Annotated in this window: 20 protein-coding genes and 1 pseudogene; 8 read left to right on the forward strand and 13 right to left on the reverse strand. The window is 69.9% G+C overall.

Features of this window, described 5'->3' with window-relative positions; genetic code table 11:
• Positions 1-56 precede the first annotated feature (56 nt).
• Positions 57-518: a DoxX family protein gene (locus ABFX50_RS25010; protein WP_246451606.1), complete on the forward strand. Its 462-nt coding sequence runs from the start codon at positions 57-59 to the stop codon at positions 516-518.
• A 56-nt stretch (positions 519-574) separates the two neighbouring features.
• Here the strand turns inward: ABFX50_RS25010 and ABFX50_RS25015 are convergent, their stop codons facing one another.
• A complete protein-coding gene (locus tag ABFX50_RS25015; protein WP_346149764.1) occupies positions 575-829 on the reverse strand; it encodes a hypothetical protein in 255 nt (84 codons plus the stop codon).
• Positions 830-968: 139 nt separating this feature from the next.
• On the opposite strand from ABFX50_RS25015, the gene ABFX50_RS25020 reads away from it, so the two are divergent.
• A complete protein-coding gene (locus ABFX50_RS25020) occupies positions 969-1838 on the forward strand; it encodes a PP2C family protein-serine/threonine phosphatase (RefSeq protein WP_346149765.1) in 870 nt (289 codons plus the stop codon).
• A gap of 23 nt (positions 1839-1861) precedes the next feature.
• Here the strand turns inward: ABFX50_RS25020 and ABFX50_RS25025 are convergent, their stop codons facing one another.
• The 4 genes from ABFX50_RS25025 to ABFX50_RS25040 form a co-directional block, all read right to left on the reverse strand.
• Positions 1862-2029: a hypothetical protein gene (locus ABFX50_RS25025; protein ID WP_346149766.1), complete on the reverse strand. Its 168-nt coding sequence runs from the start codon at positions 2027-2029 to the stop codon at positions 1862-1864.
• A 138-nt stretch (positions 2030-2167) separates the two neighbouring features.
• Entirely contained in the window at positions 2168-2707 is a 540-nt protein-coding gene (locus tag ABFX50_RS25030; protein WP_346149767.1) for a DUF1707 SHOCT-like domain-containing protein, read from the reverse strand.
• Positions 2708-2711: 4 nt separating this feature from the next.
• Entirely contained in the window at positions 2712-3521 is an 810-nt protein-coding gene (locus tag ABFX50_RS25035; protein WP_346149768.1) for an ABC transporter permease, read from the reverse strand.
• Positions 3518-4462 (reverse strand): ATP-binding cassette domain-containing protein, encoded by a 945-nt coding sequence (locus ABFX50_RS25040; RefSeq protein ID WP_346149769.1) that lies wholly within the window; start codon positions 4460-4462, stop codon positions 3518-3520. Before ABFX50_RS25040 ends, ABFX50_RS25035 begins: the two co-directional genes overlap by 4 nt.
• Positions 4463-4547: 85 nt before the next feature.
• Here ABFX50_RS25040 and ABFX50_RS25045 point away from each other — a divergent pair, with 85 nt between their 5' ends.
• Both ABFX50_RS25045 and ABFX50_RS25050 read left to right on the forward strand, forming a co-directional pair.
• The gene (locus ABFX50_RS25045; protein ID WP_346149770.1) at positions 4548-5318 is read left to right on the forward strand and encodes a TetR/AcrR family transcriptional regulator; all 771 of its coding nucleotides are present in this window, start codon (positions 4548-4550) and stop codon (positions 5316-5318) included.
• A 308-nt stretch (positions 5319-5626) separates the two neighbouring features.
• On the forward strand, positions 5627-6466 hold the full coding sequence (locus ABFX50_RS25050; protein ID WP_346149771.1) for a glycerophosphodiester phosphodiesterase: 840 nt from the start codon (positions 5627-5629) through the stop codon (positions 6464-6466).
• 207 nt (positions 6467-6673) lie between these two features.
• Here the strand turns inward: ABFX50_RS25050 and ABFX50_RS25055 are convergent, their stop codons facing one another.
• Together ABFX50_RS25055 and ABFX50_RS25060 are read right to left on the reverse strand one after the other, a co-directional pair.
• Entirely contained in the window at positions 6674-7399 is a 726-nt protein-coding gene (locus tag ABFX50_RS25055) for a ubiquinone/menaquinone biosynthesis methyltransferase (protein WP_346149772.1), read from the reverse strand.
• 101 nt (positions 7400-7500) lie between these two features.
• Complete coding sequence (locus ABFX50_RS25060) at positions 7501-8142, reverse strand: TetR/AcrR family transcriptional regulator (RefSeq protein ID WP_346149773.1); 642 nt, start codon at positions 8140-8142, stop codon at positions 7501-7503.
• A 190-nt stretch (positions 8143-8332) separates the two neighbouring features.
• On the opposite strand from ABFX50_RS25060, the gene ABFX50_RS25065 reads away from it, so the two are divergent.
• Positions 8333-8926, forward strand: a complete 594-nt coding sequence (locus ABFX50_RS25065) for a TetR/AcrR family transcriptional regulator (protein ID WP_346149774.1) — start codon at positions 8333-8335, stop codon at positions 8924-8926.
• Positions 8927-9044: 118 nt separating this feature from the next.
• Entirely contained in the window at positions 9045-9536 is a 492-nt protein-coding gene (locus ABFX50_RS25070; protein ID WP_346149775.1) for a nitroreductase family deazaflavin-dependent oxidoreductase, read from the forward strand.
• Between the two features lie 42 nt (positions 9537-9578).
• Here the strand turns inward: ABFX50_RS25070 and ABFX50_RS25075 are convergent, their stop codons facing one another.
• The 3 genes from ABFX50_RS25075 to ABFX50_RS25085 form a co-directional block, all read right to left on the reverse strand.
• Complete coding sequence (locus ABFX50_RS25075; protein WP_346149776.1) at positions 9579-11294, reverse strand: ABC transporter ATP-binding protein; 1716 nt, start codon at positions 11292-11294, stop codon at positions 9579-9581.
• On the reverse strand, positions 11291-13129 hold the full coding sequence (locus ABFX50_RS25080) for an ABC transporter ATP-binding protein (protein WP_346149777.1): 1839 nt from the start codon (positions 13127-13129) through the stop codon (positions 11291-11293). The genes ABFX50_RS25075 and ABFX50_RS25080 overlap by 4 nt, the downstream gene beginning before the upstream one ends.
• 105 nt (positions 13130-13234) lie before the next feature.
• Positions 13235-14677 (reverse strand): MFS transporter, encoded by a 1443-nt coding sequence (locus ABFX50_RS25085; RefSeq protein WP_346149778.1) that lies wholly within the window; start codon positions 14675-14677, stop codon positions 13235-13237.
• A 445-nt stretch (positions 14678-15122) separates the two neighbouring features.
• Between ABFX50_RS25085 and ABFX50_RS25090 the strand changes: the two genes are divergently transcribed.
• Entirely contained in the window at positions 15123-15941 is an 819-nt protein-coding gene (locus tag ABFX50_RS25090) for a hypothetical protein (RefSeq protein WP_346149779.1), read from the forward strand.
• A 338-nt stretch (positions 15942-16279) separates the two neighbouring features.
• A complete protein-coding gene (locus ABFX50_RS25095; protein ID WP_346149780.1) occupies positions 16280-17173 on the forward strand; it encodes an alpha/beta fold hydrolase in 894 nt (297 codons plus the stop codon).
• A 108-nt stretch (positions 17174-17281) separates the two neighbouring features.
• Here the strand turns inward: ABFX50_RS25095 and ABFX50_RS25100 are convergent, their stop codons facing one another.
• The 3 genes and pseudogenes from ABFX50_RS25100 to ABFX50_RS25110 all read right to left on the reverse strand — a co-directional run bounded on the left by ABFX50_RS25100 (position 17282) and on the right by ABFX50_RS25110 (position 19680).
• The gene (locus ABFX50_RS25100) at positions 17282-17956 is read right to left on the reverse strand and encodes an MBL fold metallo-hydrolase (protein ID WP_346149781.1); all 675 of its coding nucleotides are present in this window, start codon (positions 17954-17956) and stop codon (positions 17282-17284) included.
• An 88-nt stretch (positions 17957-18044) separates the two neighbouring features.
• Positions 18045-18533, reverse strand: a pseudogene (locus tag ABFX50_RS51385) (MFS transporter); the annotation flags it as partial.
• 103 nt (positions 18534-18636) lie between these two features.
• A complete protein-coding gene (locus ABFX50_RS25110; RefSeq protein WP_346149783.1) occupies positions 18637-19680 on the reverse strand; it encodes an FAD-dependent monooxygenase in 1044 nt (347 codons plus the stop codon).
• Positions 19681-19693: the final 13 nt, after the last annotated feature.

The raw sequence follows: 19693 nt of genomic DNA on the forward strand, positions 1-19693 counted from the left end.
TCGACCTCACCCTATCTTGACATTGACAAGATAGCGAGTCTCCTCCAATCTTGCCGATGACAAGATTGGAGGACGGGATGGTTCCGTTCATCGCCCTCACCGGCGGCTTCGTCGTCCTGCGGCTGATCGGCCTGGCCGGTATCGACGCACTGGACGCCTGGCAACCCGCACTGCGCGGCGCTCTCGCCCTGATGTTCGTCTTCACCGGCGTGCCGCACTTCCTGCCCTCATGGCGCCGCGACTTCGTCGCGATGATCCCGCCGGCATTCCCCCACCCGGCCCTGCTGGTCACCCTCACCGGTGTCCTGGAGCTGGCCGGCGCCGCCGGGCTGCTGCTCTCGCCGGTCGCGCCGTACGCGGCGATCGGGCTGGCACTCCTCATGATCGCCATGTTCCCTGCCAACGTCTCGGCGGCCCGCCGCGGTCTCACGCTGGCCGGCAAACCGGTGACCACCCTGCCCACCCGTACGGCCCTGCAAGTGCTCTTCGTCGCCGCCGCCGTCGCAGCGGCCGTGTGAGTGTGCCCTCGATGTGTGAGGTCATTCGCCGAGACACGTACGTGCGCAAGCGTGTGTCACAGTGTGATGCCTGTCGTGTCGGCGGCAAGGAAGATCTCTAACTGGAGACTGATGTGGCGCACGGGCGGATTGGCTTGGCTGAGGTCCTCGCAGCGGCGGAGGATGCCGCGCCGGTGAGCTCCCTCGACGTCGTGGCACGTAATCTGCGCGACCGGTTCGACGCGCGATACGTGTCTTTCCTGTTTGTCGACGTCGTCGGCCGTCGCCTGCTGCGGGTCAACGAGCAGGCGACGACGCAACAGGAGCGCCACGCCGAACAGGTGGTCCTCCTCGCCGGCAGCAGCGTCTACGACGCGGTCCTGCGCACCCAGAAGCTGGTACAGGCACCCACAGGAGGAGCAAGGACAGCGGGTCCTCGCCCCCGTCACCAACCGCGGCGACACCATCGGGGTGCTGGAGCTGTTCCTCACTCAGGTCACCCAGGACGTGCTGGAGCAGGTCGAGGAGGCTGCGCACGCGCTGGCGTACATCATCGTCGCCGACCGCCGCTTCACCGACCTCTACCACTGGGGCAATCGCACCACCTCGGTCAGCCTGGCCGCAGAGATCCAGCGCCAGCTCCTGCCCTCGGCCCCTTCCTGCGAGGCGGCCCAGTTCGCCCTGGCCGGTGCCCTGGTCCCGACCTCCGACATCGCCGGTGACACCTACGACTACAGCCTCGACCACGACACTCTGCACCTGTCCATCACCGACGCCATGGACCACGACGTCGAGGCCTCGCTCATGGCCACCCTCCTGGTCAACGCCTCCCGCGGCGCCCGCCGCGCCGGGGCGGATCTCGCCGAGCAGGCCCGTCAGACCCACCAGGCCCTCCTCGACCACGGCCGAGGGACCTTCGCCACCGGCCAGCTGCTGCGCATCGCCCTGGACGGAACCAGCGCCCAGCTCGTCAACGCCGGCCATCCCTGGCCGCTGCTGTTGCGCGACGGCATGGTCGAGGTTCTGCAACTGGCCGTGAACCTGCCCTTCGGCTTCGCCGGGCAGGGCCCGTACCAGGTGCAGGACTTCGACCTGCGCCCCGGTGACCGCCTCGTGCTCTACACCGACGGCATGCAGGACCGCCAAGCGGAATCAGTCGACCTACCCGGCCTCCTCCGTGCTACCGCCGCCGAGCACCCGCGCGAGGTCGTGCGCGCTCTGATCGCCGCGGTCAACGACGCCTGCGGCGATCACGTGAAGGACGACGCCACCGTCCTGTGCCTGGACTGGCACGGTCCCCACTCCGGAGGCCGCCGCGCGAACGCCGGAGCCGACGTCTGATCTGGCCGCGCTGACCCAGAGACTCAGCTGACGCAGTCCTGGATATCGAGCCCCAGAGCCAGCCCGGTGACGATGCCCTTGTCCGGGAAGAACTCGTAGTAGGCCTTCGGGTTGCCGGGGACGGAGACGTAGGGGCGGCCGGTACCCGTCACGTACCTCAGCCGTGGGTAGGCCTTCTTGACCTGCTTCATCGTGAATCCCAAGATAGGCGTTCGCTATCGTGGCGCAGACCTCAGGCATCGGCCCTGAGGTGGCCAGCGAGCCGCAGACCGTGATCGAGCTGTGGGAGGCCCACCAGGTCGAGCCGATATCGGGCACCGGATGGGGCCTCAACGCCGCGCGTGGCGGATCGTCAACCGTCCCAGCCCCATGACCCCGGAGATCCGGATCGTCGGCCCGCGAGGACGGGAGCCTCGACGAGTTTTGTAGAGCGGATCCTTCCACCCGGTGCGCAGATCCTCGAGGTCGACGATCGCGTCGCGAGGCACCGTGATCCTGGCCCTGCCGGTGCCGAGATGCAGCTCGATGTCGACCACCGGATGGTCGATGACCGCCCTGGACAGATCCAGGCGCACCCGCCCGAGTGCGGACTCGACCTTGAGGATCCGAGGTACCCGCCATGCGCCGCGCCGGTGGATCCGTCCGCTGACGGCGGCGATCGTGGACGTGGTGCCCGCGTTCGGCTCGGGGAGCGAGGCCAGAGCCGACGCGAGGTCGCGGTGCGTCCTGGCGGTGAGCGCCTGGTGGAGGCGCTCGACCATCTCCTCGTGCGAGATGTGCCCTTCGGTGTACGCCTCCTGCAGGCGCTGCACGGCCGTTTCGCGGTCGACTTCAGTGATCGGCGGCGGGCCTCCCAGCAGCGGGGTCACCGTTTCACCGTCCCCCACGGTTGTAGGCGCGCACCGACAGCGGGACGAACACCACCAGCAGCGCGGCCGACCAGAGCAGGACGGTGGCCACCGGATGCGCGAGCGGCCAGGCCACGTCTCCGGACGGGGCACCCGGATTGCCGAACAGCTCCCGGGAGGCGGCCGTCAGCGCGCTCACAGGGTTCCAGTCGGCCAGGAAGCGCAGCCATTCCGGCATGCCGTCGGTCGGGACGAAGGAGTTGGACAGCATCGTGAACGGCAGGAACAGCGGCACCATCGCGTCGGCGACCTGGTCGTTCTTCACCGCCAGGCCCACATACACGCCCACCCAGCTCAGCGCGTACCGCAGCACCATCAGCAGCAGGAACGCCCCCGCCGTGGGGAGCAGGCCGCGGTGCGGCTGCCAGCCCACCAGCAGGCCCGCGCCCACCATGATGGCCAGCATCAGCAGGCCGATCAGGGAGTCTGCGCCGGTCTGCCCGAACGGCACCGCCAACCGCGCCATCGGCATGGAGCGGAACCGGTCCATCACGCCGCGGGAGGCGTCGGTGGCCACCCTCGTCATGACTGCCATCACCGCGGAGAAGGTCACCATGGAGAACAGTCCGGGCATGAGGTACTCGCGGTAGTCGCCGCCGCCCGGCACCTGGATGGCGCTGCCGAAGACGTAGCCGAACAGCACCACCATGACGGCAGGGAAGACCAGCGCGGCGACGAGTTCGCCGGGTTCCTGGCGCAGCCGTCCCAGCTCGCGGCCGACGAGGGTCAGCCCGTCGCTGAACGTCCAGCGCAGGCGCGGAGTGAGGGCGGTCATCGGACGGTCTCCTTGCGGTCGGTGAGGCGCAGGAACACCTCGTCGAGGGTGGGACGGCGCAGTCTCACGTCGGCCGCGGCGACCCCGGCGCGGTCGAGCTCGCGCACGATGTCGGCGAGCCGGAAGCCGCCGCCGGGCAGGGCGACGCTCAGCTGGTCGGCGCCCGTCATCGTGGGCTCGGTCCCGGCCAGGGCGTTCAGTACGGTCGCCGCCGTGGACAGCGCGGCGGGGTCTTCGAGTTCGACGTCGAGGCGGTCCCCGATGGTGGCCTTCAGCTCGTCGGGCGTGCCCGTCGCGATCACCTGGCCGTGGTCGATGACGGCGATGTCGTCGGCCAGTTGGTCGGCCTCGTCCAGGTACTGCGTGGTGAGCAGCACCGTGGTGCCCTCTGCCACCAGTTCGCGGACGCTGTCCCAGATCTCGCCGCGGCTGCGCGGGTCCAGGCCGGTGGTCGGCTCGTCCAGGAAGAGCACCTCGGGGCGCAGGATGAGGCTGGTGATCAGGTCGAGGCGGCGCCGCATACCGCCGGAGTAGCCGGCGACCTGACGATCGGCGGCGTCCATCAGGCCGAAGCGTTCGAGCAGCTCGTCGGCCCGCCGGTGCGCCTCGCGCCGGGTCAGGTGGGACAGGCGTCCGAACATGCGCAGGTTGCCGCGGCCGGTGAGTTTCTCGTCCACGGCGGCGTACTGGCCCGCGAGCCCGATCCTGGCTCGTACCTTGCCTGCGTCGCGGACGACGTCGTATCCGGCGATGCGGGCGTGTCCGGCGTCGGGATCGGACAACGTCGCCAGGATGCGCACCGCGGTCGTCTTGCCCGCGCCGTTCGGCCCCAGCACGCCGCAGACCGTTCCTCTCGGGACGCTCAGGTCCAAACCCCGCAAGGCATGGGTGTCGCCGAAGGACTTGTGCAGCCCTTCGGCGACCACGATCGGATCAGGCATGACCCCTCCACTGGGTACGTTGTACGCGGTTATGGCGGCCAGACTAAGTCACTGGGTACCATGTACGCAACAAGGAGGTGGGACGGTGACCGACGCCGAATACACGAACATCTGGATGCGGCCCGAGCGCCCGGCCCGCGGGCCGAAGCCCGCCTACAGTCGCGCGCAGATCACCGAGGCGGCGGTCCGGATCGCCGACGCCGAGGGGCTGGAGGCCGCCACCATGCGTCGGATCGCCGCCGAGATCGGCGCCGGCGCGATGTCCCTCTACCGGTACGTCCCCAGCCGCGACGACCTGGTCGATCTCGTGGCCGACCGGCTGATGGGCGAGATCGACCTCGAGGACGTTCCCTCCGGCGACTGGCGCGCGGATCTGACCCGCTACGCCGAAGGCGTCCGGGCGATGTGGCTGCGGCACCCATGGATCGCCACCGTGCACCGGTCACGCACCAGCTTCGGCCCCAACCAGCTGCTCTTGATCGAACGGCTGATGGGAGTGCTCGACGCCTTCGTCTCCATCGACGAGAACCTCAGCCTCATGGCCATTTTGAACGGCTACGTCGAGGGCGCCGCCCGCGAGGAGGTCAGCCGGGCCGAGGAGCTCCGCCGCAGCGGGCTCAGCGAGTCGGAGTGGATGGCGCGCAGCGGCCCGCGCGTCCACCAGCTGCTGGAGAGCGGGGAGTACCCCATCTTCCGCAAGATCGTGACGGAGGCGCGCCAGCCGCACCTCAGCCGCGATGACCAGTTCCGATACGGGCTGGAGCGCGTCCTCGACTGCATCGCCGCGGCTCTCCCGCCGGCGGCCGAGCCTCCGGTGGCGGCGCATCGAGAAGGGCAGGAGGACCGCGACGACTAGCACGTCATTCTGACGGCATGCGCCGCTGTGCTCGCAGGCTGCGAAGGTGTCCCCGCAGATCACTCAGCGCGCGGGGTGGCGTGGCGGCCTCGAGACTTTACGCGACGAACCACCCCGTCGACCTCGGTCTTCCCCGTGCGTGGCGCACCGATCGAGCGAGCCCGCCCCGCCCGCTCCATGTGTCCGTTGTCTCCCGCGTTGCTTGCTCATCTGCCTGACATCGCCGGGTTACTCTGCCATCGATCGCCAGTCATGAACGCCAGGCACGTTCGAAACGCCAGGCCCCCTCCACAGATCCGAGGAGACCCATGTTTCGACGACTCGGCCTCGTCATCTCGACCTTCCTCGCCACCCTCACCGCCCCCGCCACCCTCACCGCCCCGTCCGCCGTCGCCGCCTCTTCGGTCACGGTCGTCAACGTCGCCCACCGCGGCGCCTCCGGCTACGCGCCGGAGAACACCATCGCCGCCTTCGAACTGGCCGACGAGCAGGATGCCGACATGGTCGAGCTCGACGTCCAGCAGACGAGGGACCACCATCTGGTCCTGATGCACGACACCACCCTGGCCCGCACCACCGACGTCGAGAAGCTCTTCCCGCACCGCGCGCCCTGGCGGGTCGGTGACTTCACGCTCGCCGAGATCCGCAGGCTCGACGCGGGGTCATGGTCCTCCCCCGCATACCGGGGCGAGGCAGTGCCCACCCTGGGCGAGGCGCTGCAGGCGATGAGCGAGAGCGGGCTCGGCCTCCTGCTGGAGATCAAGGCGCCGCGCCTCTACCCCGGCATCGAGTCCCGCGTGGCCGACGAGCTGCGCCGTAACGTCTCCTGGCCGAGCAGGCTGGTGGTGCAGTCGTTCGACTGGGGCTCGATGCGCAGGTTCCACCGCCTCATGCCGCAGGTCCAGACAGGACTGCTCGGCACGCCGTCGACAGGGCAACTCGCCGGGCTGGCGGGGTTCGCCGCGCAGATCAACCCGCCCCACCACGAGCTCACCGCCGACTATGTCCGGCGCGTCCACGATCACGGCATGAAGGTCTTCACCTGGACCGTCGACGACGCCGACATCATGCGCCGCCTGATCTCCTACCAGGTGGACGGCATCATCACCAACAGGCCGGACGTGTTGGACGAGGTCACCGACGCCTGACCGCAGCCGGCCGTACGGCTCGCGTGAATCCCGCTTGTGGGCCGGCATGAACCCCCTGGGGGCGCGACCGGAAGACGCCGAGGGATCATGCGGCCACCCGCGCGAAGCAGGCTCCTCCCCCACCCAGCTCGCGGTCATCCGCCACACGAGCCTTCCTCGACTGTCGCGAAGTGTCGATGAAGATGACCGTGATCCAGAACTGGGAAACTATTGCTTCTCGGCGGAGATGATCATGTGAGTGCCGAAGAACTTCTTCTTCCACGCTATGGAGGCGAAGCCGACTCGACGAAGGATCGCGACGACCTCTTCTGGGGTCATGAATCCGAGTGTGGACTTCTGCAGATATGCGTATGACTCACGATCGCGGGCGACGACCTGGCCGAGAAGGGGAATCAGAACGCGAACTCCCAGGGTCACCGGGTAACGGAGCAGTCCTTGTGGCGGGCAGGTCTCCAGAATCACGACCCGGCCCCCGCGTTTGAGTACCCGGTACTGCTCTGCGAGCACGCGCTCGACATCATCGACGTTGCGGAGGAGATAACCATGCGTGACGGCGTCGAAGAACTCGTCGCCGAAGGGCAGATCGTTCGCATCCGCGTGCTGCCACCTGATGGCGGAGGCCCCCGGTTTGCTCGCCGCTTCCGTCAGCATCCGATCCGAGAAATCGACGGCATGGATGGTCGAGTTCGGATACTTCTTCAGCGCGGCAAGAGCGATGACGCCTGTTCCGGTGGCGACATCGAGCATGCGTCCACCTGAGGGCACTCTCGTCCTCGCCGCGACGTCACGACACCAGACGGCATGTCGCCCCAGTGTCATGAGCCGATTCATCAGGTCGTAGTAGTCAGTGATCTTGTTGAACGTTCGCTGGGCCTCTTGCCCCTTGGACGACGGCGGATCAGGCGATGGCATCTGTGCGCGCTCCTCAGTCACCCTGCCACCCTGCCGGTGTCATCGCCGGCCCTCCTCCCCCGCAGGAGGGAGAAGAGCCCCTCGCACGGGGGATCACCGGGCCCGCGGTCGTGTCTTGATCGTCAGCCGCGTCGGCCGTTGGTGGGGTTGGTGTCGTCATCGCTGCCGGACGCGGGGTGGGTGAGGCGGATCATGGCGCGGTACAGGGCGGTAGGCGCGGGGGCCGGCTCCAGTGGGGGAAGTTCGGCGCGGGGGGTGGCGTAGGCGCGCAGCATCTGGCCGACCAGGCGGCGCCAGGTGTGGGGCGCCGCGTCGCCAGTGGCGGCGACGACGCCGGCGTTGGCCATGAGCAGGATGACCATGTCCTGGTCGGTGTAGTCGTCGCGCAGGTGGCCGGCGGCTTTGGCGCGGGCGATGAGTTCCAGAAAGCCGTGGTACGCCTCGGCACGGCGCTCTTCCAGGGCCTTGGAAGTGGGGAAGGTCATGGTGAGCACTTCGGCGAAGCCGCGGTCGGCGGCTTGCATGGCGCAGACGGCGTGAATGAAGCCGGTGAAGCCGTGCCAGGGGTCGGGATCGGCCAGAGCTCGGGCGACGGCCACCGCGTAGGCGTCCATGCGGTCGGCGAAGACCTCGGCGATGAGGTCCTCGCGGGTGGGGAAGCGGCGCGACAGGGTGGCCTTGCCGACGCCGGCCTTTCTGGCGACGGCCGCCATGGAGACGTCGAGACCTTCGGTGGCGTACGCCGACCTGCGCGACGGCGCCATGGCTCCCACACCGGGGGACCTGGCCCGGCTCCTCGGCCGCCCGACCGAGCCGTTGGCCGCCACCATGAAGACCTGGCTCTGACGTCCTGCCCGGCCCTTGTGGCGAAGAGGGCGCGATCGAGTTGAGGACCAGGCCCAGCTGCATCAGGCGATGCGCTCATGACACGGGGCGAGGTGCTAACTTGGCCATATGGCCAAGTTAGGCGATCGACCAAATTCGGTGCGTGGGGATCGGCGTCGCGAGCAACTGGTGGATGCCGCTGTCGCGCTGCTGTGCGAGGGGGGATGGCCGGCCGTCACCACGCGTGGTGTGGCTGAGCGCGCGGACACCAATCCCGGGCTGATTCACTACCACTTCGGCGGACTGCCCGGTCTGCATGCGGCGATCGCCGGGCGCGCAGGGGACCTGGTCATCAACCCCCTGGTCATCGAGCTCCTCGGCGCGGTGGACGAGCGGGCGGCGCTGGTGACGGCACGGCGTCTGCTGCCTGCGGCCACCGGTGACGGGCAGACGACCCGCCTGGCCGTGGAGCTGATCGTGGGGGCGACGCGCGACCCGGCCCTCGGCGAGGTGCTGCGGGATCAGCTGCGCGAGGCCCGCGGACAGATCGCCGACCGTGTCGGTCAACTGCATCCAGACTGGCCGCCCGCACGCCTGACCGGAGTGGCCACCCTGATCGCCGCGCTGATCGACGGGTTGATGCTGCACCACATGCTCGACCGCGATCTGCCTGTCGGGGAGGCGCTGGCCGCGGTCGAGGACCTGCTGGAGGAACGGACATGAAGCACCTCTCGCCCCCTGGCTGGTCAGAGCGCCCGTCCTACGCCGCCGGTTCGGCGCCGGCACCATCCTGACGTCGCAGGACGCCACGACCTCCCTCGACGTCGGAAAGGACTGAACGATGCGGATCGTCAACACGCCAGGCCCGCCGACCGGCCTGCGCCGCATGCTGTGGCGACTCCCCGTCCGGCTGTACCGGATGGGGCTGGGCCCGTTGCTGGGCCGCCGGATCATGCTGCTCACCCACCTCGGCCGAGTCTCCGGCCGGCCCCGTCAGGCCGTCATCGAGGTCATCGAACACGGCGAGCACGGCTACGTGGCGGCCTCCGGCTTCGGGCCGCGCGCCGACTGGTACCGGAACGTCATGAAGACCCCGAACGTCACCGTCCAGATCGGCGGCCGGATCCACCAGGTGACCGCCATCCCCCTTTCTACCGACGAAGGCGCGACCGTCATGGCCCGGTACGCGCCGCGCCACCCGGCCGCCGCCCGCCGGCTGTGCAAGATCATGGGGTTCGCGGTCGACGGCGGCGCGGAGGACTACCGTGAGGTCGGGCGGCGCATTCCGTTCGTGCGGTTCACGCCACGCGCCGGCCGTACGACCGTGACCTGATGATCGATCATCACATCACCATGGATCGAGCGACATGCCGGCTCATTCACTAGCCGCCGGGGTCAGGGACATGTTCCAGAACTCGGCGTAGCGGCCACTGCGGCGCAGCAACTCCTCGTGGCTGCCTTCCTCCACGATCCGGCCACCGTCCAGGAAGACGATGTGGTCGGCGCGCTGAACGGTCCGCAACCGATGCGCCACCATCACCACCGTCCGGCCCGCCATCAGGCGCTCGATGCCCTCGTGAACGGCCGCCTCGTTGACCGGGTCGAGTGCGGAGGTCACCTCGTCCAGCAGCACGATGGGCGCGTTCTTCAGCAGCGCCCGCGCGATCGAGACCCGCTGGCGCTCACCCCCCGACAGCAGCGCGCCGCCCTCGCCGACGTTCGTCGCCCATCCGCCGGGCAACCGCTCGATCACCTCGTCCAACCGCGCCGCGGTCGCCGCCGCCCGCACGTCGGCTTCATCGGCGTCGGGACGGCCGAGGCGCACGTTCTCCTCGATCGTGCCGTCGAAGAGATAGACCTCCTGGAAGACGATGGCGATCTGCTCCATCAACACCTCGGTGTCGATCGCGCGCACGTCCACGCCTCCCACGCGCACCGCGCCCGCGTCCACGTCGTAGAACCGCGCGAGCAGCTGGAGCAGGGTGCTCTTGCCCGCGCCCGAAGGCCCGACGACGGCCAGCCGCTGTCCCTCGGGCACGGACAGCGACACGTCGTCGAACACCGTGCGCTCGCCGTGCTTGAAGGTGACGGACTCGAACTCCAGGCCATGGCCCACCGGCTGGATCGGCTCGGCGGCTTCCGGCAGCGGCTCGGTACGCAACACCGTGTCGAGTCTCGCCAGCTCGGCACGCGCGTTGCGCACCTTGCCACCGATATCCGACAGCGACAGCAGCGGATCGGCGCAGCGGGCGGCGAGCACCAGGATCGCCAGCGCCTCTGCCGCGCCGATGCTCCCGCCGAGCGCGAGGTAGGCGCCCAGGACCAGCAGCACGGTGAACATCGTCTGCACCACGAGCGTCAGGCCCACAGCGCCGGACAGCGCGGACAGGATGGAACGGCGGGAGGCGCGCTGGACCTCCCGCAGCGAGTCGTCGAGCAACCGGAAGCGTTCGACGGTCCGGCCGCCGGCTCGCAGCACCGGCTGGGCCTGGAGATATTCGATGACTCGCCCGGTGGCCTCCTGGCCGCGTTCGGCGCGCTCCACGTCGCCGGCGGCCATCGAGCGTCCCGTCCAGATCTGGATCGCGGCCACGACCGGGACGGCGACCAACGCGGCCAATCCCATCTGCCAGTTGAAGGCGAGCATCACGGCGACGATCGTCAGGGGGGTCACACAGGCGGAGATGAACGGTGCCAGCAGGTGCGCGATCACGCTCATCGCCTGCAGGACGCCCTCACTGGCCAGGACCGAGACCTCCCCGACGCGGCGGGCGCTGTACCAGCCGATGGGCAGCCGGGCCAGGTGGCCGCCGAGCCGCTCATACATCCCACGCAGCAGCGCGATCCCGACGCGGAAGCCGGACAGGTCGCTGTAGTAGCGCAGCGCCGCGTAGACCGCGACCACGGCCCCGAACGCGATCAGCGAGGGCCAGGCGTCCCCGGGCGCGCTCCCGAACAGTGCCCGCAGCACGGGAACCAGCAGTGCGTAGGACAGACCTTCGGCTATCGCGGTCGTCGTCATCAGGGCCACGGTGCGACGGATCGGCTGGGCGTACTCGTGTCCGAGGACGCGCAACAGCATTCGAATCATCGGGGCTCGTCTCCTTGCAGGACGCCAGGGTGGGTTTCGGTCTCGTCAGCGATCGCCGATCGGTGAGATTGCCAGAACGCGGCGAACCTTCCGTTCTGCGCCAGCAGCTCCGCGGGCCTGCCGCGCTCGACGATCGACCCGTTCTCCAGCACCACGACGGTGTCGGCGTCGGCGACCGTCTCCAGGCGATGGGCGATGACCAGGATCGTCCGATCGCCACCCAGCGTCGCCAGGGCCCGGCGTACGGCCTGTTCGGTCTGCGGGTCGGCGAAGGAGGTCGCCTCGTCGAGCACCAGCACGGGCGTGTCGGCGAGCAGGGCGCGAGCGAGCGAGATCCGCTGCGCCTCGCCACCCGACAGCCCGGCCTCCTCACCGATCACCGTCTCGTATCCGCGCGGCAGCTCGAGAATGCGATCATGAATGTTCGCCAGCCGGGCGGCGCGGATCACGTCGTCGAGGTCGGCATGCGGTACCGCCAGCGCGATGTTGTCCGCGACCGACGCGCGTAGCAGGCGGACGTCCTGGAAGACGAAGGAGACCATCCGGTAGAGCTCCTGGCTGCCGATCTGACGTAGATCGGCACCGCCCAGGACGACCGAACCGTGGGTCGGGTCGAAGAAGCGCGGCAACAGCTGGACCAGCGTGGACTTCCCGCTTCCCGACGGCCCCACGATCGCGGTGACCGTCCCCGGTTCGAGCACCAGGTCGATTCCGCGCAGCACCTCGTGATCGGCTTCGTAACCGAATCGAACGTCACGCAGTTCCACCCTGTGCCCCTGTGGTGCGACCGGGTGCGCGGGCTCCGCCAGCAGCTCCACCCCGAGCACGTCGCGGATCCTGCCGACCGCGCGCCCTGCGGCCTGCAGCTCGTCGAAACCGTGGCCGAGGGCCGCCACCGGAGCGGTCAGGCCCAGTCCGAGCAGCAGGAAGGGCAGCAGGTCGGCCGGGGCCAGACCGCCGGAGGTGATCAGAACCGTTCCGCCGACCAGCACGACCAGCAGCACGAACGGCGGCGACAACGCCACCTGCATCCCGGCGCCGATCCCGGAGATACCACGCACCAGCCGGGAGAAGATGCCGACGAAATCGTCCACGGCCGTCAGGAATCTGCGGTGGGCGCGACCGGATCCGCCGAACGCCTTGACCACCGCGATCCCCTGTACGAACTCGACGACGGAGCTCGCGATCCGTCCCATGGCCCCGTCGAACTCCTTCTGCTCGCGCAGCCGGGTCGGGGTCATCATCAGGGGGATCAGCGCCACGGCCAGCACCACCGGTATCAGCGTGATCAGAGTGAGCCGCCAGTCGATGGTGAACAGGTAGATCAGCGACACCAGCGGCACCACGAAGGCGGAGACCAGCTCGCCGGGCGTGTGGGCGATGAACGGGTGCACGGCGCCCACGTCCTCCCCCACCACCTTGGCCAGCTCGCCGGTTCCGCGCCGGGAGAACCAGCCGATCGGGACGCGTCCCAGCCGCGCGGCCAGTTGCCGGCGGAATGTCAGTTGCACCTGGCCGTCGACAAGATGCCCGATTCCGGACGATGCTGCCGTGAACAGCAGCCGAACGAACAAGCCGACCGCACCCGCGATCACGACGATCCAGACATGACCGTGATCGATGGGGCCGGGCGACAACAGAGTACGACCCAGTTCGACGACCGCCAGCAGCGGCGCCAGACCCGCGACAGCGCCGATCACCTGCAGAATCACGACGGCGGCGAAACTCCAAATATAGGGGCGCAGCAGCCTTGCCATGCTCTGACCCGTCGCGGAACCGGTGTCCGATGGTGGTGTGGACTGCTCCCTCGCCTCGGCAAGGTCGGTGGCGTTCATCGCTTTCCCGTCTTCGTCGATCTCGTCGCGACCTGGCCCGTGGCCGAGCCGATGGTGGATCGGCCACGGGCCACTGGGAGGTCGCGGCATGGGGTGGATTGCTGGTCAGTCCCTGGCGGGCAGCGGATCGCGGTCATCGCTCTGCTCAGCCCCTGAGGCCGGGCTGGTCCGGCGCAGGACGGTGAGGGCGACGAGGACCGCGGCGACCAGGAGCGCGGCGCTGAGGGTCAGGCCGAGCGCGTATCCGTCGTTGAGGGTTTCGGGTGTGACGGTCGGGCCGGTGCGGTGGTGCGCCACGGTGCCGAGGACGGCGAGCCCGAGCGAGGCGCCGATCTGGCGTGAGCTGTTGAGCAGGCCCGACGCGGTGCCGCTCTCGTGGCGCGCGACGCCGGTGGTGGCGACGGAGACGAGCGGTCCGAGGCAGAGCCCGAAGCCGACGCTCGCGACGATCGAGGGCCCCAGGACGTCGGTGGCGAATGTGCCGTCCGGGCTGATCAGACCGAACCAGGCGAACCCGGTCCCGGTCAGCAGCCCACCGATGACCAGAAGCGTCCGCGGCGCGAGGCGGTAGCCGAGTTTGATGGCGAGCACGGAGCCGGCGACCACGCCGAGGGCCAACGGCAGGAACATGAGCCCCGTCAGCGCCGGCCCCGTTCCGAGCACTCGCTGGAGGTAGAGGGAGATGAAGTAGAAGGCCGCGGCGAGGGCCGCGCCGGCCAGGAGGTTGTAGGCGTTCGCCCCGACGACCGACCGGTTGGCGAACAGGCCGAGCCGGATCAGCGGCTCGCGGGTGGTGGTCCGCTCGACGTGGACGAACGCGGCCAGCAGTGCGGCGGCGACCGCCAGGGTCGTCACGGTGACCGGCGAGGTCCACGGATACTGGTCGGTGCGGACGACGCCGAACACCAGCAGCGTCATGCCCGCCGTGGCCAGGACGGCACCGAGGACATCAGGGCGGCTGCTGCGAGCCGGGGGCGGGCCGGCGGTGACACCCCTCCAGACCAGGGCCAGCGCGCAGGCGGCCATGGGCACGTTCACGAACATCACCCAGCGCCAGCCGGCGTACTCGGTGAGCAGGCCGCCGATCAGGACGCCGAGGGCTCCCCCGGCGGCGTTCGTCGCGCTCCATATCCCGAACGCCCGGACGCGGGCCTTGCCCGAGGGGAACGTCGTGGTCAGCAGCGCCAGCGCGGCAGGCGCCAGTGCGGCGGCCCCGATGCCCTGTACGGCACGGGCGGCGACCAGATGGCCAGGTTCCTGGGCGAAGCCGCCGACGAGTGAGGCGAGGCCGAACAGGCCGAGCCCGAACAGCAGGACCCGCCTGCGGCCGTAACGGTCGGCGGCCTTGCCGCCCAGGAGAAGCAGCCCGCCGAAGGTGAGCGCGTAGGCGTGGATCACCCAGGTCAGGCCCACCGCGCCGAAGCCGAGGCCGGCGGCGATCTCCGGGAGTCCGACGTTCACGACCGACAGGTCCAGCGACACCATGAACTGCACGACGGCCACCGCGGCGAGGATGAGCCCCGGCCGGGCACCCGGCTCGCTGACCACGCTTCCGCCTGCTGATGGAGTCCTCTGCGAGGGGGGAATTCTTGACATGCGCGTTTCCGTCACCGCACAGCGCTTGCCGGTGGAAGGCCGACAGCGCGTCGTCGAGGGCATCCCGATGGCCGACGACGCCGGCCCGTGGATGTGCTGACCGAGGTTTCCATGACCGCAATCGTCGTGCAGCCACCGCTCAGGGGCGTCCTACGTGCGGAGTCATTTGCCGCTACCACCTCGGGATCAACGACCGGCCGGACTACGACGTGGGAAGTACGTCGGCTTCCTGAGGTGGTGGCACCCGCTCGACCGCGGTTGCAGACGCTCAGGCCCCGCCCCCGGATGGAGTCATTCATCCCCGGACACGCTGAGCGATGGCTCGTACACTCTCAGAGAGGATGCGGTCAGGTGGGCGGGGCCGCCCGGTGCAGGAGAGGACGGGGTCTGAGGGGCGATGAGCGCGGACCCGGAAGGCCGCGGAGATCTCCGCGCCGACGCGAAGACACATGGACCCGCGGCGGAGGCGGTGAGCTGCCACGAGGACCTGGTGAAGCTGCTGGCCGAGCAGTTCGCGCTGGCCGATGTGTCGCTGCGCGAGCTGCAGGCGCGGGCGGACAAGGCGGGCGGTACCCGGCTGCCGCGGGCTACCTGTGCGGACATGCTGGCCGGTCGGCGCTTTCCCAAGAGGGCGGTGATGATGGCGTTCCTGCGGGCGTGCCACGTGGCCGAGGATCAGCTCCCCGCGTGGGAACGGGCCTGGGAGCGGGTGCGCGTCACCCGGCTGCCCGCTGGGGCGGGCGAGACCGACAGGAGCGAGTCCCCTCGCGACACGCCGCCCGCCGTCCGGGCGTCCAGGGCGGATGAGCCGGGGGCGCGCGACCCCGGCCCAGGCCGGCGCAAAGCGGCCGTGCCGGCGGTGGTGGCGGTGGCGGCGGTGGCCGCGCTGGCGACCGCGGTGATCCTGGGCATCCTCATCGGTCAGAGGGCGGCACCGCGACACGGCGCGTCGCAGGAGCCGCCTCACCGCACCGTGGTCGGCTCCATCGTCAGTGACGATGGCCGTGCGTTCGGACCCGGCGGCTCGAGCCGGTTCACCGTGGTCGTCGATCCCGCCAACACCGGCGTACGGCTGATCCGCCGCCTGGATGCGGGAGTCCCCCTGCAACAGGCCACCGTCACCGTGAACGGGGCCCGGCGGGAAGGTGGCGGCCGCTGCTCGGCGACAGCGACTACAAGTGGAGGAACCAGATCTTCGACATCCCGCCGGCCCTGACCGCAGGCCGGCGCTCGCTCACCATCGTCAACACGTTCGTCTCCTCCGATGGCTTCAACGAGTTCCTCTACGTCATCGAGCAGAAGGTCAACGGGAGCTGGTCGACCGCCGACAGGGTCGACATCGGTCCCGACCACACCGCCAGCGAAGCCGCGCACGACTACCGCATCGTCGGGGAGGGCTGGCGCGGTACCCAGACGTTCGCCTATCCGCCGCTGAAGGAGGACTGGACAGTCCAGTGAGCAGGGGGCCCGCGGTCATGGGAACGGTGGGGGTTGCTCCGCCCCTCCCTGAGCCGGCCGTCCGGCGACAGGGATTCGTCGGACCCGTGTGGAAGAGTGATCGGTGTGTTGGCAGGGTTCAAGGACTTCGATGAGTTCGACATCGCCACCCCCGATACGACCGTCCATGGACGCCACGGCGGGGCGGGGCCGCCTGTCCTCCTGCTGCACGGCGTCCCCGAGACGCACCTCATGTGGCACCGGGTGGCGCCGCGGCTGGCCGAGCGCTTCACCGTGGTCGCCACCGACCTGCGTGGCTTCGGCGCCAGCGGCACGCCGCCGAGTACGCCCGACCACGCCCCTTACAGCATGCGCGCGATCGCCCGTGACCAGGTCGAGGTCATGCGCGCGCTGGGGTACGAACGGTTCGCCGTGGCCGGGCACGATCGGGGCGCGCGCTGCGCGTACCGGATGGCGCTCGACCATCGCGAGGCCGTCGCCCGGCTGGCCGTGCTCGACATCGTGCCCACCGGGGAGGTCTTCGGCCGTGCGGACACGGACTTCGCCCTCGGCTACTGGGTGTGGTCCTTCCTGGCGGCGCCGGAGCCGGTGCCCGAGCGGTTGATCGCGGCAGCGCCCTCCGTCCTCGTGGACCACATGCTCGACTCCTGGTCGCGGGTGCCGGACGCCTTCCCGCCCGAGGTGCGGGCCGCCTACACCGCGCAGTTCGCCGATCCCGCCACCGTGCACGCCATCTGTGAGGAGTACCGCGCCGCCGCGACGCTCGACCGCGAGCATGACGAGGCCGACCGTGGCATGCGGCGGCGCATCGGCTGCCCGACGCTCGCGCTGTGGAGCGCGGCAGGACCGGTCGCCGAGTGGTACGAGCCGCTCGACATCTGGCGGGCCTGGGCCGACGACGTGCGCGGCGGCCCCATCGACTCCGGCCACTTCCTGCCCGAGGAGGCGCCCGACGAGACGGCCCGGCACCTCCTCGACTTCCTCGCCTGAACCGGGTCCGGCACAGGCCCCCTCGCGCATCCGGCCCGGTGCCCGCCTTCGAGGAGGCCGTCCCCACGAGATGACCGGCGAACCCCCTCCGTTCACCGCCATCGCGGGTCAGGAACTGCGGTGCTGGTGCTGCTCAGGCAGGTGACCGGCCGGGTGAACCCACAGGAGGACGTTGTCCGGCCGCGAGGTGTCCGCCTGCTCCCACTGCTGCCGGAAGAAGGTGAGAACCTGCCGGTCGGAGTAGCGCAGGCTGAAGTGGATCAGGACGAACAGCGTCCGAGGATGGGCCTCGACCCAGGGACGCAGCTGGCTCCAGACCGTGTGCCCGACCCGGTTCGCGCGCTCCAGTCCGGTGTCCTCGAGGAAGGTGCACTCGGTGATGATGACCGGGTAGTCGAACAGCCAGGGGTTGCGTTCGAAGACGCTCACATGCGTGTCACCCAGGAAGGCGAAGAGCGGTCGCCGGATCGCGGCGTCGACGTCGATTCCCTCCTGCCGTTTGCGCGCCATGACGCGCCCGAACTCGCCACCCCTGCCCTGCTGTACCAGGGACTGCCGCAGCTGTTCGAACTCCGGTCGCAGCGTCTTGCTCCGCTGCGAGAAGGCGTACCCCACGCAGGGCACCTTGTGCTCGCATTCCACCACCCGCACATGGTGTCCCTGGCGTCCGAAGCTGAACTCGTCGTCCCGCTCCACGCCGTGCAGGCGGTGATTCGCCGCCAGGGCGGGATCGAAGCCTGCTCCGTGGTTGAGTTCCGCGGATGCGCGGATGTAGGACTCCACGTACGGCACCGCCGCGGCGGGCAGGTAGATGTCGGTGCCGGAGGGATTGGCGGGCCACCAGCGTCAGGGCGATGGCGGTGAACACGGCGATCGTGGCGAAGGTCGCTCGCCAGCCGAGGTTCTGACCGACGAAGGTGCACAGCGGAGTGCCGGCGATCATGCCCAGGTTCATGCCGAACGTCAGCCTCGCCACCGTGGAGGCCTGCCTGCCCGGAGGGGCGGTGGAGACGGCGGTGGCGACCGCGACGGCGAAGAAGGTGGCCACCACCAGGCCTGCGACGAAGCGCCCGGCCAGCAGGACCGGGTAGGTGGGTGCGAGCGCCGACGCGGCGTTGCCTGCGATGGAGGTGACGATGAGCCCGACGATGAGCGGCCGACGGGGCAGCCGCGCGATCAGGGTCGTGATCACCGGCCCTCCGGCGATCATCCCGACGGCGTAGGCGCTGACCAGCAGCCCCGCGGCCGGAATCGACACCGACAGATCGCGGGCCACGTCCGGCAGGATGCCGGCGATGACGAACTCCCCTGTGGTCAGGCCGAAGACCACGAGCATGAGCGAGAAGACCAGAAGCGGCATGTCGTTCGCCTCCTTACGATGCGATGTCGAGGTGTTCGGCCTGCTCGGGGTAGGAGTGAGCGGCCCGGCTCGTGAAACGGGGGCACGGTCGACCGGGAGGTGTTCAGAGGGGAAGGACCCGCATCAGGGCGTTGCGTGGTCCCGCCAGGCGGCCCGCTCCGGCCAGGCGGGTCATCCACCGGGACGCCGTGACCATCCGCTGAGCCGCCGGGCGGCGCCGGGCGTCATAGGTTCGCAGCGCCCGCGCCACGTCGCCGGGCTGGGCGCGCAGGCAGGCGGCGAGTTCGATCGCGTCGAGCAGGGCCTGGCAGGCGCCCTGTCCCAGCGCGGGCGTCATCGCATGGGCGGCGTCCCCGATCAACGCCACGTTCCCGGCGACGTAGGAGGCCAGCGGCGGCGCCAGGTCGTGGACCTCATGCCTCAGCACGGCGCCCTCTTCGGCGGCGGCGAGCACGCGGGGTATGGGGTCGTGCCAGCCGGCGAAGCGGGCGCGCAGATCGTCGAGAGTCTCGCGCGCTCCTTCCGGGGTCCGCACGGGCGCGTACCAGTTGGTGACGCCCGGAGACTGCGGTGTCATCCCGAACATCTGCCCGCGGCCCCAGGTCTCGCCGTAGTCCTGCGGCTCGAAGCCCTGAATCACTCCGCGCCAGGCGACGATGCCCGCGTAGCGTGGCCGGGTGGGGGCTGCGAAGAACGCCTGGCGCACCGCGCTGCGGACCCCGTCGGCGCCGACCACCAGGTCGTAGTCGGCGCGCAGCGCGGCGGGGTCGGTGATCTCCACGCCGGTGCTGATCGTCGCAGGATCCACCTCCTGCACCAGCATCTCGATCAGCGAGACCCTCGACAGCATGCGGACGGGCGCTCCGCCACGCCGTTGGATGCGGTCCAGTGGGAGGTCGGCCAGGCGCCTTCCGCCAGGAGTGCGGATCTGCGCGCGCAGGTAGGGGACGGTGCGCTCGCGCAGTCGTTCACCCAGTCCGAGACCGGCCAGGCCGGCTTGGGCGTCCGGGCGGATCCCGAGCGCCGTTCCCTCGGCGACGATCCGCGGCCACCGCTCGAAGATCGAAACCTCCCAGCCGATCGCGCGCAGCGCGATCGCGGTCGTCAGCCCGCCTACTCCGGCGCCGACGATGACAGCTTTTCTCATTCTCATCACCACA

It is taken from the genome of Nonomuraea recticatena, assembly GCF_039533245.1.
In the GTDB taxonomy this organism is placed as follows: Bacteria; Actinomycetota; Actinomycetes; order Streptosporangiales; family Streptosporangiaceae; genus Nonomuraea; species Nonomuraea roseola.